Source organism: Flavobacterium sp. CSZ (assembly GCF_015350725.1).
GTDB lineage: Bacteria > Bacteroidota > Bacteroidia > Flavobacteriales > Flavobacteriaceae > Flavobacterium.
The window spans coordinates 420086-434392 of the sequence record NZ_JADKPQ010000001.1; the positions used below are offsets into that span (position 1 = coordinate 420086).

Sequence of the window (14307 nt, forward strand, 5' to 3'; positions counted from 1 at the left end):
ATTTAACAATCAATGTTGTTTTTATTTTATCTTTATAATAAAATACAAACATTAATGTATAAAGCCACAATAAAAGTTTCAAAAAAAAGTTTTTTTTCGATAACAAAATCACTAACTTGTTTAGAAATAGAGAATACTTTTTAGGTATTACTATTGTTTCTGGCAGGTAAATTCTATATTTTTTTTCTAACAAATTATAGATATAGAAAACCTGAATTCATTTTTCTAACATCAAAAAAAACAGATTTATATGCGAGTATCAGTCATACGTAAAAACATAAAATTTACCCCGGATTCTAAAAGAGTTGTTGCAAGATATTTTATGAATGGCGAAGAACGGACCAAACAAATGGTTTCACGGATAATGATGCTGGACGAAAAGCAGGTATTAGAAACCTTAGAACAGACCCTTCGCGAATTTGCAAGACGTCACCGAAATATCTCGGCGATCTTTTTTAGACATTGCGAAAAAATAAAACCTATCATCGAAGCCATGCAAATCGATTATGAGGCGATATCTCTGGATCGAAAAATGCTTATAGGTTCTTATTGTACGATGGAATACGCGATAGAATCTGCCGCGATTTTTAATCCTTCGATTATAGAAGATTTTGATCAGTCAGGTCTTGAAACCGGCGAAAAACGCGTGATCATTTCTTTTCGGGCCACAGGCGAAGGTCATATTTCATCTATAGTTTTTAGACGAGGAATTCTTGATAAGGATAATAATCTTCTTGTCATGAAAATTGGCCATAATATCGACAAAGCCGAGATTGAGCATAAAACCTTATTCAATAAAGAACGCTTTTTATTGAAATTGTCCGAAATGCATACGCAGGACAAATACATTGTACAAATCATGCAGGACTTACCCGATGAGTTTGAGTTTGCTATATTGAAAAGTATGGTAAATACCGCCTTAGGCGACCCGTCGATTCGTCAGGAAAGAAGAACAGCACTTGAAGAAATACTCTGGCTTGCCGATTCATTTTATGATTTACAATTCAAACACGATTCTGACCTTACAGAACGTGTTATATTCCCGATATCCGAGTCTGAAAGCCGTGGTATCGAAGATGCGCGTTTTGTGCGATTTGAGGATGAGGATGGATCAAGCCGCGTTATGGCTACCTATACGGCATATAATGGTCACGCCATATTGCCTAAACTTATTTCTACCGAAGATTTTTACACCTTTAGGGTAATGCCTTTGCATGGTGCGGGAGCTCAGAATAAAAATCTGGCTTTATTTCCAAGAAAAATAAAAGGTAAATATGCCATGCTTTCGCGAATTGATGGCGTAAACAATTACATTATGTATTCTGACAGGGTTACACAATGGAATGATCCGATTCTTCTTCAGGAACCCCGCTATACATGGGAATTTACACAAATAGGAAACTGCGGATCACCACTTTGGACTCCTGATGGATGGCTTGTCATTACTCATGGTGTAGGTACAATGCGACGTTATTGTATTGGGGCTTCATTGCTGGATCTTGAGGATCCATCAGTAGAAATAGGAAGACTTTCAGAACCTTTGCTTTCGCCTCTTGAGGACGAGCGAGAAGGCTATGTGCCTAATGTCGTGTATTCCTGCGGAGCTATTATACACAACAATAGCCTGATATTGCCTTATGCCGTATCTGATTATTCCTCTACTTATGCTGTAGTAGATATGGTAGAGTTAATCGATGCTTTAAAGAAAAGTAAATAACGTAACGGTTACAATTGTAAAAGTTACCAATGAAACTGTTTTTAAGTCGAAAGAAATAAAGAAGAAAAGCTTTTTAAGAAATAAAATGGCTGTAAACGCAATAAATGCGTCAATTGAATGTTTTAATTAAGGAGCAATTAATTTGTTTATTTTTTAAAATCTAATTGCCATTTATATTAAATATTAAAGTTTTATGAAAAAAATATTGTTTCTGGTCACTATATTAGGCATTTCTTTACACGGGTATTCTCAAAAAGAAGTGAAAGACAAATACAAACCAATTCCGGCTAAAAATTCTGACATAAAAGAACCAGTGCCGCCAATGGAAACTCCGCCAAACGATCCTCCTCCTTTAAAAGAATCAACCGTTTTAAAAATAGATCCGGAAGAACTTTATAAAAACAATGCGCTTTACAAACCCGAAGCGAATGTCGAAGGCATTTTTTACAGAAGAAATGAATATTTAGGAGGTTTTGTAACCAATACATCTACTTCTACCATTAGATATCGCGATGCGGCTTTTGTAGATGGAGATAAAATCAAGGTCTATTTGAATGATAAAGTTATTGAAACCGAAGTAATCTTAAATGGGGATTTTCAGGGCTTTAAAATAAATCTGGTAAAAGGAATCAATAAAATCGATTTTGAAGCCTTAAACGAAGGTTCAGCTTCACCAAATACAGCTGAATTTCAGGTTTATGATGATAAAGGAACCGTTATTCAGGCAAGCCAATGGAATGTGGGTACCGGATATAAAGCTACTATTATCTTGTATAAAGAATAAAAGCGGGATATTTTAAATTCTTGCCTGTTACAATTCTTAAATAATTTTTCCAATGCCTTACAATTGTAATTTTAAATTATAATGTAATGTAAGGCATTTGAATTTTATTTTTTAAACCTATTAACTTAAGATAGAACAGCAGTAGATGGTAACCCCTATAATTATAATTGCTACCGTATAAAGATTATGTTTAATACGTTTGTGATGACGTTCAATTTTGGCTATTCTCTCATTTAGTCTCTTATTTTCCCCATCCATTATCATTTGATATTTGTCTTCCATCAATTCAAATCTTAACCATTATTGCTTCACTTACGTGTTATTGTACTTTATGGTTTTATTGCATTTGATTATTTTGAATGTTTTATTTTTAGATGAAAACCATTGTTTCTGATTTCACTTTCAAAACAGTATGACAATTAAAATATATCTTAATTCCTGAAATAAATTTTATTTTCATATCGATATATCTCGATATATAATTATATTTACATTATGGATTTTATAGAAATAAATAAAGTACTATCAAATCATGTTCGGGTTGATATACTTCACTGGCTCAAAAAACCGGAAGACTATTTTCCGCAACAAATATATGTTCCTGATTTTAGCGATGGCGTATGCGTTTGTCATATACAGGACAAAACAGGTTTATCACAATCGACTGTTTCGCATTACTTAATGATGCTGCAAAAAGTAAACTTACTCATTGCAACCCGACACGGAAAATGGACGTATTACCGAAGAAACGAAACCGAAATTGCAAAATACATCGCTACATTATCGAATGAACTTTAATGTTTAGCGATTTTAATGATCATCAAAATAATTATTCAATAAAAAAATGGAAAAAGAATTACTGTTAATGGGCGCCAATGCTCTAAGAAAAGCGGCCCTGAACGAACATGCAAAAGATTATATTCTATCGAATGAAGTTTTATTTAAAACCATAAAAAAGGCGGCAGATCGGTATATTGGAGGCGAAACACTCGAAGAAACCATTACCAAAGTCAAAGAACAAAACAAAGAAGGTTTTAAATGTTCTATGGAGTTTATGGGCGAAAATACATTAGCGGAGAAAGAAGCTTCTCAAGCCACTAACGAATTTATTAAAATCGCTCAGAAAATTAAATCGCTGCAGCTAAATTCGACAATCTCTCTTGATCTCTCGCATATTGGTTTAAAGATATCAAACGAATTGTGCCTTAACAATTTAACTTCTATTTGCCAGGAAGCCGAAAAAAAGAATATCGAAGTAACGATTAGTGCAGAAAATATCGAAATAACAGATTCAGTTATCGACATTTATAAAACGGCTTCTACAACTTTTACAAATACATCAATAACACTTCAGGCCTATTTATACAGATCGAAAGATGATTTTGAAGATTTAATAAAAGAAAACGGAAGAATAAGAATCGTTAAAGGTGCTTTTGAAACTCCGGAAAATCTTTCGATACCAAGAGGAACTGCGCTTGATGAACGCTATTTGTATTACATCGATCAATTATTGTCCAGAAATCACCGTTGCGCTATTGCTACTCATCATGATCTCATTCAGAAAGAAGTTGTCGCTTTAGTTGAAAATTATAAAACGAACAAGGATTTATATGAATTCGAAAGTTTATACGGAATTCAGACACAACAGCTTATCAATTTAAAAGAACAAGGATATCCTACAAAACTATATTTTGTTTATGGTAAAGAATGGTATTTGTATTTATGCAATAGAATTGCAGAATATCCATTGAATGTATTTCAGGCTTTAAATGATATTGTACATTAACGATTTAAGATCAATTGACTTTTTGCAATTTGATTGTATCCTTATGAATTTCTTTCCAGACAATTCCCAGTTTCTCACTGTTATTTTTTCTGATCTGATTGGCTAAGGCAATATTATCAGATAATTTTTGTCCATATGACGGAATCATTTCTTTAATTTTAGCTTGCCATTGTGGGGTTTCAAGTTCCGTTTTGTAGCATTCTTCAATTACTTTGAGCATGATCGAAACTGAAGTTGAAGCTCCTGGCGAAGCGCCCAGTAAAGCAGCGACACTACCATCTGACGCGGTAACAACCTCGGTACCAAACTGCAATATTCCGCCTTGAGTGGTTTCATCAATTTTTATGACCTGAACTCTTTGTCCGGCCACTTTTAGATCCCAGTCTTCCATTTTTGCTTTTGGGAAATACTCTCTTAAAGCTGCTAAACGCTGTTCCGGTGTTAATACCACTTGCTCGACCAAATATTTGGTAAGCGGCACATTGTCCAGTCCGGCTTCCAGCATAGGTCTGATATTATAAAAATTAAATGATGCGGGTAAATCGCCCCAGGTACCATTTTTAAGAAACTTGGATGAAAATCCTGCAAAAGGACCAAACAGGAGTTCTTTTTTTCCGTTGATGATTCGGGTATCAAGATGCGGTACAGACATTGGCGGTGAGCCTACAGAAGCTTTTCCGTATACTTTTGCCTGATGCTGTGCTATGATTTCAGGATTGTTGCAAACCAGCCACTCCCCGCTTACCGGAAATCCGCCGTAACCTTTTGCTTCGGGAATATGTGTTTTTTCAAGCAAGGGCAATGTCGCACCGCCCGCACCAATAAAAACAAACTTAGCATCGATGGTTTTGGTAGTATTGCTTTTTAAATCCTTTACAGACACTTTCCAGGTTCCGTCGCTATTTCTTTTAAAATTAGTCACCTCGTGGTTGAGTTCTAATTTCATCTTGTGTGATTTCAGTAAATTCGAAGCCAGTTCTGCGGTTAATGATCCGTAATTTACATCGGTACCAATATCGATTTTGGTTGCCGCCACTTTTTGAGAAGGATCACGGCCGTCCATTACAAGCGGAATCCAGCTTTTGATTTGTTTTTGATCATCAGAAAATTCCATTCCGGTAAAAAGCGGTTCTTTTTGCAAGGCCAAATATCTTTTTTTCAGGTATTTGACGTTATCATCACCAATAACAAAACTCATATGAGGCGTAGGATTGATAAATGTTTTGGGAGGTCCGATTTTTCCTTTTGATACTAAATACGACCAGAATTGTTTTGAAATTTCAAAAGACTCATTAATCTCAACCGCTTTATGAGTATCAATAGTTCCGTTACTGAGTTCCGGAGTATAGTTGAGTTCGCAAAGTGCCGAGTGTCCTGTTCCGGCATTGTTCCAGGCAGATGAACTTTCTTTGCCCACAGCATCGAGTCTTTCGTAAGTTACAATAGACAGATTAGGATCTAGTTCGTTAAGCATATTGGCCAGGGTTACACTCATAATTCCGCCACCCACCATAACGACATCGACGGTTTCTTCGGGATTACTTTTTTTCTCTGTGCAGGATCCTAAAATCAGGATGCACAACAAACAGCTAATACCCCTTTTCATTTGTAACTGATTTCTATTAATATAGTGATGATTTTCGAGATCGAAAACAAAAACAGAAACACAATTAATCCTGTCAAAAAGCTAAAGGCAGGTAAAATCCATCCTCCAATACCTCTTGGTGTAAACAATAAATAAAGCGTCCCTATTAAAGCGCCTAAACCAATGAGATAGGATAAAAACAAAAATACTGAAGCTAATATTTTTAATGTTTTTTGTTGTTTCAAAATGTCAGCAGAAGTTAAAGTAGTCATAGTATATTTTTATAAGTTATTAATAATAAACATTTTATATTCTTATAAAGATAAAAAAAATAAAAATAAAAAATTAACTACTTCTTACAAAAAGCATTACGGTTTATTCTGCTCCCGATTCTTCTTCATCCTTTTTTTAATTAAATACTATTCCCAGCCTCTTTCCATCGCTTTTCTTCTACAGCTATTAATTCTAATGTAGCTATGATTCTTGCCAGGTTATTTTCTAAAGAAATTTTACAGTCGCGCCATTCTTTTTTATATAAATCCTTTCTGATCTGCAAAATAAAAACACCAGTCTGGACGCACTCAGAAGTATCCTGATCTACTTGTAATGGTATTCTTTTTAGCGCTTCCCGCAGATTGAGATCGATTTCTATTTCATTTTTCATGAAAATGATACCGGTTTTATAAGGATTTTGTTCGAACCTGTGACCTCTGTATTTTAATAACTTAATCAGGGCATCCATCAATCGTAAAGCGCGCGGTATATTTTGTGGTGCAACATTGAGATAAAGAATCCCGTTAGTATCTTTCTTCTTATCCTTATTGCCCCAATATGAAACTGTATTTTGTATACTCCTGACCGGATTTATAAGCTGATCCGGAACTTTCAAAGGAGCTTGTAAATCCCTTTCTATGTCTTTTATTAAATCAAGCAAAGGTGTTGACTTCACTATTTTACGAAACTGGATTTCGTATGCTTTTTTCAAAATACCTATTTGCTGAATTCCATTATACGTTAATGGTAATTTGGGTTTACCAATTCTATTGTTCTTAAACTTGATTTGCTGGTTTAACCCCGGAAAAGGAATTTGCATTTTCTCGCAGGCATTTTTTATTTTCATACTTGAAACGCCGTAATGCTTTGTTATTTGGGTCATTGGAAATTTCCAAACCAATTCATAAAGTTCCAGGCGGGTAAAAAAAACTTTTTCCATAAATTATAATAGGCACTAAGATTTTAGAAACAAGAAAATTCATCACCTATACATAATTTGTACAGATGATGAATTATTCAAAAATACCGGCTTACTCTACTCCGCCACCCAGGGCACGATATAGGTTGATGGCTGCATTTAGCTTTTCTAATTTTATTGCAACAACATCAAGATCATTTTGCAAAGCGCTGTTTTGCGCTACAATAACCTCAAGATAAGTCGCCATTCCGCTTTTGTACAACAAGTTGGCGTCGTGGGTTGCTTTATCTAAAGAAACCGACTTTTCTGTAGCAAGTTCCATTCGTTTATCAGCATTTTTTAGTTTTGACATCGCATCAGAAACTTCTCCAACAGCGGTAATAAACGATTGTTTGAACTGAACAACTGCTTTTTCCTGTTCCAGAACTACAATTTCATAGGCTGTTCTTAATTGGCGCTTCTTGAAAATGGGCTGTACCAAATTGGCTGCAATAGTTTTAGTTACCGAACCCGGAAAATTAAACCAGGTATCAAATTCAAACGAATTAATCCCAATTGACGGGCTCAGACTCAGCGTTGGATACATAGTTGCTTTTGCAAGTCCGGTTTTAGCATTGGCAGACATAACGGCATATTCTGCAGCTTTAACATCCGGTCTTCGGCTTAAAAGCGCCGCCGGAACCCCTGAAGATAAACTCACATTCAATTCTGCTGCGTCAAGATTTCCTGAACGTGTGATGCTGTCAGGATATTCACCACATAAAATCTGTAATGCATTTTCCTGAACCGCTATATTTGCCTCTGCTAAAGGAACCAACAATTCTGCTGTTTTTTTCTGAGCTTCTGTCTGATAAAGTGCTAATGAACTAATCAATCCTGAGTTGTACTGCATTTGCATCATGCTTAACGTACTATTGCTCAAATCAATGTTTTTCTGTGCAATTTTAAGCTGCTCGTCGAGTCCTAAAAGATTATAATACGACTGGGCAACTTGCACGATAATTCTCGTTTTTAACGCCGAAAGGTTTTCTTTTTGGGCAAAATAACCCGCTTTGGCATCTCTCTTTTGCATGGCGGCTTTTCCCCAAATATCAGCTTCCCATGATAATCTAAGATTAGCACTGTAATCGTCCAGATAATCTTTGCTGGTAAATTGTGCGCTCAAAGAACCGTTAAGCGAATTTTTAGACTGATAACTTCTGCTTGCTCCTGCATCAAAATCAAGTGTAGGCAATAAGGATAATTTGGCCTGTTTGTAGGTAAGATCAAGCTGCTCCATGCTTTTTATGGCGATCAGCACTTCGTTGTTTTTAACGAGGGCTTTTTCGATTAAGCTCACCAGCATAGGATCTTTATAATAACTTTTCCAGGGATGCAAAATGGTATCTCCGGTTAATGTTATGTCTTCACGATATTTCTCAGGCGCATTTAAATCTGTTCGGGAATATTTTTTCCCTACTACGCAGGATGTCAGTAAAACACCAGCAAATAAAGAAATTCCAATTTTATATAGTACGCTCATTATTCTTCTTTTATAGTTTGAATTACAATCTTTTTACCGGATACTTTTTCCTGTAAATACTGAAAGAGGATAAAAAGTAACGGGATTACAAAAACTCCCAAAACCACTCCGCTAAACATTCCTATAGCAGCACTTACACTAATAGACCTGTTTCCTACTGCTGTTCCTCCAGAGGCAAACATCAACGGAATCATACCTACAATAAAGGCCAGGGATGTCATGATAATAGGTCTTAATCTCGATCTTGCACCTTCTATCGCTGCTTCGGCTATAGACAAGCCTGCATAACGTCTCTGAAGGGCAAATTCAACAATAAGAATGGCATTTTTGGCCAAAAGTCCGACCAGCATGATTAATCCCACCTGAACATAAATATTATTGTCCAGTCCTACTGCTTTTACTCCTGCAAAGGCGCCCAGAATTCCTGTTGGAATCGAAAGCAATACAGCAAGAGGCAATAAATAACTTTCGTATTGGGCTGCCAGTAAAAAGAATACAAACAAAAGGCATAATCCAAAAATGGCAATAGTTTGGTTTCCTCCTGCTTTTTCTTCAAGACTTAATCCTGTCCATTCGTAACTGTAATCAGATGGTAATTTATCCAGAACCGTTTCAAGATTCCCCATAATTTGTCCGTTACTGAATCCCGGCAATGCGACAGCTGTAATATTCACCGAATTATAAAGGTTATAACGGTTTACCGATTCCGGACCGTAGACTTTACGCAGTTTGACAAGGGATTTTACAGGCACCATTTCCATTTTGGCATTTCGAACAAATATTTCATTGAATGCTTCCTGATCTGTTCTAAAAACTCCATCCGCTTTGACATTCACTCTGTAAAACTTTCCAAATCGTGAAAAATCTGCCGATTGATCTCCGGCAAAATAAGTCTGTATATTGCCTAACATTTCACGAATATTCACGCCCATTTGGCTTGCCTTTTCTTCATCAACCTCCAGTTCAAGCTGCGGATAATCTGCCCTGAAAGTAGTATACGCATATTGTACTCCCGGTTGCTGCATGATCTGCCCAATTACTTTATCAGCCATTGCTTTTAATGTAGCAGGATCACGCGCTGTTCTGTCCTGAAGCACTATTTCGGCACCACTGGTTACACCAAATCCTTCTACTGGCGGCATTCTTAATACCATGATCTGACCTTCTTTTATGACAGATAATTTAGCGTTGACCATGTTCAGAATTTCATCAATATCCTTAACGGCTCCTCTGTCTTTTTTAGGTTTTAGTTTTATAAATCCTAATCCGTAAGCGGTACTCGCACTATTACTCAAAATATTAAAGCCTGTAATACTGGTATTTACATCAATAGCTTCAATAGTTTCAAGTTCTTTTTCCATTCTTTGAACCACTTCTGTAGTACGATCTAAAGCTGTACCCGGCGGCATGGATAAACTATAAAGCATAAAACCGTCATCTTCCATTGGTACAAAACTTTTTGGAGTACTCATCATCATCGCAATAGCGATGGCACTTATTCCTAAAACCAATCCTCCAGCAAGCCATTTTCTGCCAATAAGAAAACGAACTCCTTTGATATATTTACCCGTTAGGTTGTTGAAACCTGAATTGAATCCGACAAAAAAACGTTCTTTAAATCCATTTTTATGTTCCTCTCCTTCGTGTTTTCCACTATGGCTATTTTTTAATAGAAGAGCACACAATGCCGGAGTAAGCGTTAATGCATTTACGGCCGATATAATAATGGCAATCGCCAATGTATAAGCAAACTGCTTGTAGAAAATACCTGATGATCCAGTCATGAAACCAATCGGGATAAATACTGCTGACATGACCAGCGTGATCGAAACAACAGCTCCTGTAATCTCTGCCATCGCGCTATGTGTCGCTTCTTTGGCCGAAAGGCTCGAATCTTCTTCCATTTTACTGTGAACGGCTTCGACCACTACGATCGCATCATCGACGACAATACCAATGGCCAGAACCAAAGCAAAAAGCGTCAGGATGTTGATGGTGAACCCAAATACCAACAGGAAGAAAAAAGTTCCTACAATCGCCACCGGAACTGCAATAGCCGGAATAATCGTAGAACGAATGTCCTGAAGAAATATAAAAACTACTATAAAAACCAGAATAAAAGCTTCTAACAAGGTCGATTTCACCTGTCCTGTCGCCTCGTCCAGTCTTTCTTTGGTACTCATTACATTGACATACTTAATACCGGGAGGAAAAGATTTTGATAATCTTTCGACTTCTTTATTGATTCCAATCTCGATATCATTGGCATTTGAGCCTGATGTTTGTAAGATCGCCATTGTAACGGCATTTTTAGAGTTCGATTTGTTGTCACCACTGTAGGAGATTGAACCAAATTCTACTCGCGCAACATCTTTAAGCCTTAGGATATTATTACCATCGGTTTTAACGACAATGTTTTCATATTGCTCAGGTTTGTTTTTCTTTCCTTTATATCGAATAACGTATTCTAATGCTGCTTTTGATTCTTCTCCCAGTTTTCCCGGAGCCGACTCTAAACTTTGATCTGCAATCGCGCTGGTAACATCTGAAGGTACTAAACCTGCATTGGCCATTTTTCGAGGATCAAGCCAAACACGCATCGAATAATCTTTCTGTCCAAAAATTTGCACTTGCCCTACTCCGGGAACACGTTTTATTTGCGGTACCAGATTGATGTTGGCATAATTCTGCAAAAACAATTCGTCGTACTTTGCATTATCATCTGTATAAAGATTGAAAATAACAATCATACTATTTTGCTGCTTCGAGGTCGTAAGTCCCATTCTGATTACTTCCTGCGGCAATTTTGGCGTTGCCTGCTGTACTCTGTTTTGTACGTTTACGGCAGCCTGATCAGGATCGACACCTTGTTTAAAAATGACACTGATCGAAAAAGATCCGTCATTACTTGCAGTAGATTTGATGTACTGCATATTCTCTACCCCATTAATCTGTTCTTCAAGCGGTGTTACCACAGAACGTATAACGGTTTCACTATTTCCTCCGGGATATGAACCGCTTACCATTACGGTTGGCGGCGAAATATCAGGAAACCTGGTTACCGATAATCTTGTAAGACCTATGATACCTAATATCACCAATACAATGGAGATAACTGTAGCCAATACAGGCCTGTCTATTATTTTCTTTAACATGGAAAATGTTATTTATATTAAAAACAAAAATTTATTTGTTGGTTTGGGGTTTCGCCGCAGTTTTTGGCACTACTTCGACACCATCATAAAGCAAATCGATACTGTTTAATGCAATCTTATCACCTGATTTTAAGCCACTTTTTACAAAATAATCTGTACCTGCACTGCCGGCAATTTCTATAGGAACCATCGCCACTTTGTTACCTTCTTTTAGAACATAAACAAAGAATTTATCCTGAATATCCTTTACACTCGCCATTGGAACTGTAATTACCGAAGCTAAATTGCTATTCAGCACTACACGGGCAGAACCTCCTGAACGCAATTGCTTTTTAGGATTCGAGAAAACGGCTTTTAAAGCAATACTTCCTGTGGTACGGTCGATATTACCACTGGCTACTTCCAGTTTTCCCTGATGCTCGTATAGGCTGTCATCCGCCAGGATTAAACTAACGGTTTGGTTTGATTTTGCATCTTTAGAAAATTCAAGATAATCTGCTTCGCTTAAAGAGAAATAAACAAAAACGGTATTGATCTCAGAAAGAATCGTAAGCGGGACCACATCTGAAGGAGTAACCAGATTTCCTATTCTATTAGGAATCCTGCTGATGTAACCACTTACCGGTGCTTTTATCAAAGAAAAATCGGCGTTAAGCTGTGAAGATCCCAATGCTGCTTTTGCCTGCGCTGCCTGAGCTGATGCTGCATCGTAATTGGCCTGCGCTGTTTTTAACTGCATGTCTGAATATACTTTTGCCTCAACAAGCGGTTTGATCTTTTCGATTTCTAATTTGGCATTGGCAAGGTTAGCCAAAGCACTTTTGTAAGCTGCACGGCTATTATTTACCTGCTCTGCATAAACATCTGCTTTGATTTTAAACAGTGACTGGCCTTTGGTAACATAATCGCCTTCTTTAACATAAATCGCTTCAAGATAACCTGAAACCTGCGCTTTTATGTCAACATTTACAGTACCTTCAATAATACCCGGATATTTTTTTTCTACTTCGCCTGTGATCGATTTAGCCTGAAAAAAATCTACTTCAGGTTTTGGCGGCGCTACGCCTTCCGGTCCACTTTTACCGCATGAAGAAAAGCTAATGATAATCAATAAAACTACCATTTTGCTGAGTGTTTTATTATTTTGAAAAAATTGTTTTGTCATTTTATTTCACTTTTAATGAATACATAGGATTTGATGACAAAATAACAACCCAAAAGCCCCTTAAATGAACGGAACTTTACCCAACCGTATTTTTTTGATGCTGAAACGAACAATAGAACAACCGAGAAAAACAGTACGCTGACAGTACTGTAAAGAAGATTTAATCGAAAGATTTGTAGATGGTGACAGGTCTTTTTTTACCGCGCAAAATGGTAGTTTCGATTGCTGTAAAATTATCCTGATCAAAAGAAGTTAATTGTTCGAAAAAGGACTGCGTGATCAGAAGATTTGTTTTGTAATCATTGCATAAATCACGAACTCGCGCTGCGGTGCTCAGGACATCTCCGTGATAGGCAATTTCGGTTTTGATTTGTCCAATTTCGGCAACGGTTACAAGACCTTCGTTAATGGAAGCTTTGAACCTTGGAACCAAACCAAATTTACGCTTATACAATTCTTTTTTTCGTAATAAACGAACGGCAAAAGCTTCGTAAAGCTCGATACATTGCTGTCTTTTAAAACCTTCTTTTACTTTCCAGGTAAGCACGGCCTCGTCGCCTACATATTGGTAAACTTCAGCATTATACTCTACTAATATTTCTGATAAATCTGTAAAACATTCCTGCAGTAAAAGACTGTAATTATAATGCCCTGCTTCTTCTGCAACTGTGGCCGAAGAGCACATATCCAAAAACATAAAAACCCGGTATTCTACAACGGGAATCATATAATTGCCGCGTAAAAGATTTTTGAAATAATTACTTCCTAACCTACGGCTAAAAGCCTGTAAAAGGGTAATAAAAATATGAACGATTAAACAATAGGCTGTAAAACAAATCAGCCATTTTGCATTCACCTGAAGGGCAAACCAGTTATTGATCCTGATATAATGTACTTTGTTAAGTTCGAGCACGATCAAAAGTCCCAAAAAACAGACTATTAAAAACAAAAGACTTCGAAGCAATGTGGTGAGTAATATCCCGTAATTATGAAAAAACCGGGGATAGACGAATTCCTGTAAAACAAAAAGAATGCTTCCCATAAAAACACCTACCGTTAAGGCTCCTGTTATTTCTGAGAGCAAAAAATCCTTTACACCAATTTTGCGGGTAATAAAAAAAGCATCATCGATCATGCTGTACGTCATGAAGACATAGAACAAAAAAGCAGCGATCCACAGTGCAATAATCTGCAGGTATTCTTTAAATTTTAAAAAGGTTTTTAGGGAGTACTTCATTAAAGATAATTTTGATGCAATTCAAACCAAAAAGATCGTTTTGATTCGAAATAATATACAGCAAAATTAAACCTGTAATGAAGGTAAATGCAGGAAAGTATTACCCAAACGGTGATTAAATGAACCGAATAGTAAGTTATACCGCCTAAAATGAAGTTTTGAAA

At 36.7% G+C, this 14307-nt stretch carries 11 protein-coding genes; 4 read left to right on the plus strand and 7 right to left on the minus strand.

Features of this window, described 5'->3' with window-relative positions; all coding sequences use genetic code 11:
- The first annotated feature begins 250 nt into the window (after nucleotides 1–250).
- The 4 genes from IRZ78_RS01765 to IRZ78_RS01780 all read left to right on the plus strand — a co-directional run bounded on the left by IRZ78_RS01765 (nucleotide 251) and on the right by IRZ78_RS01780 (nucleotide 4287).
- Nucleotides 251–1717, plus strand: coding sequence for a glycoside hydrolase family 130 protein (locus IRZ78_RS01765; protein WP_194614883.1), 1467 nt, complete (start codon nucleotides 251–253; stop codon nucleotides 1715–1717).
- A gap of 193 nt (nucleotides 1718–1910) precedes the next feature.
- Entirely contained in the window at nucleotides 1911–2501 is a 591-nt protein-coding gene (locus tag IRZ78_RS01770; protein WP_194614884.1) for a hypothetical protein, read from the plus strand.
- Nucleotides 2502–2996: 495 nt separating this feature from the next.
- Nucleotides 2997–3299 carry a helix-turn-helix transcriptional regulator gene (locus IRZ78_RS01775; RefSeq protein WP_194614885.1) on the plus strand — a complete coding sequence of 101 codons (303 nt, stop codon included), beginning with the start codon at nucleotides 2997–2999 and terminating at the stop codon, nucleotides 3297–3299.
- A 46-nt stretch (nucleotides 3300–3345) separates the two neighbouring features.
- Nucleotides 3346–4287, plus strand: coding sequence for a proline dehydrogenase family protein (locus IRZ78_RS01780; protein ID WP_194614886.1), 942 nt, complete (start codon nucleotides 3346–3348; stop codon nucleotides 4285–4287).
- Nucleotides 4288–4297: 10 nt separating this feature from the next.
- On the opposite strand, the gene mqo is transcribed toward IRZ78_RS01780, so the two are convergent.
- The 7 genes from mqo to IRZ78_RS01815 form a co-directional block, all read right to left on the minus strand.
- Nucleotides 4298–5893: a malate dehydrogenase (quinone) gene (gene mqo, locus IRZ78_RS01785; RefSeq protein WP_194614887.1), complete on the minus strand. Its 1596-nt coding sequence runs from the start codon at nucleotides 5891–5893 to the stop codon at nucleotides 4298–4300.
- Nucleotides 5890–6144 carry a hypothetical protein gene (locus IRZ78_RS01790; RefSeq protein ID WP_194614888.1) on the minus strand — a complete coding sequence of 85 codons (255 nt, stop codon included), beginning with the start codon at nucleotides 6142–6144 and terminating at the stop codon, nucleotides 5890–5892. The genes mqo and IRZ78_RS01790 overlap by 4 nt, the downstream gene beginning before the upstream one ends.
- Before the next feature lie 140 nt (nucleotides 6145–6284).
- Nucleotides 6285–7085, minus strand: coding sequence for a hypothetical protein (locus IRZ78_RS01795; RefSeq protein WP_194614889.1), 801 nt, complete (start codon nucleotides 7083–7085; stop codon nucleotides 6285–6287).
- A 91-nt stretch (nucleotides 7086–7176) separates the two neighbouring features.
- Nucleotides 7177–8586 (minus strand): efflux transporter outer membrane subunit, encoded by a 1410-nt coding sequence (locus IRZ78_RS01800; protein WP_194614890.1) that lies wholly within the window; start codon nucleotides 8584–8586, stop codon nucleotides 7177–7179.
- A complete protein-coding gene (locus IRZ78_RS01805; protein WP_194614891.1) occupies nucleotides 8586–11741 on the minus strand; it encodes an efflux RND transporter permease subunit in 3156 nt (1051 codons plus the stop codon). The genes IRZ78_RS01800 and IRZ78_RS01805 overlap by 1 nt, the downstream gene beginning before the upstream one ends.
- Before the next feature lie 31 nt (nucleotides 11742–11772).
- The gene (locus IRZ78_RS01810; RefSeq protein WP_194614892.1) at nucleotides 11773–12906 is read right to left on the minus strand and encodes an efflux RND transporter periplasmic adaptor subunit; all 1134 of its coding nucleotides are present in this window, start codon (nucleotides 12904–12906) and stop codon (nucleotides 11773–11775) included.
- Between the two features lie 160 nt (nucleotides 12907–13066).
- A complete protein-coding gene (locus tag IRZ78_RS01815) occupies nucleotides 13067–14143 on the minus strand; it encodes an adenylate/guanylate cyclase domain-containing protein (protein WP_194614893.1) in 1077 nt (358 codons plus the stop codon).
- Nucleotides 14144–14307 lie beyond the last annotated feature (164 nt).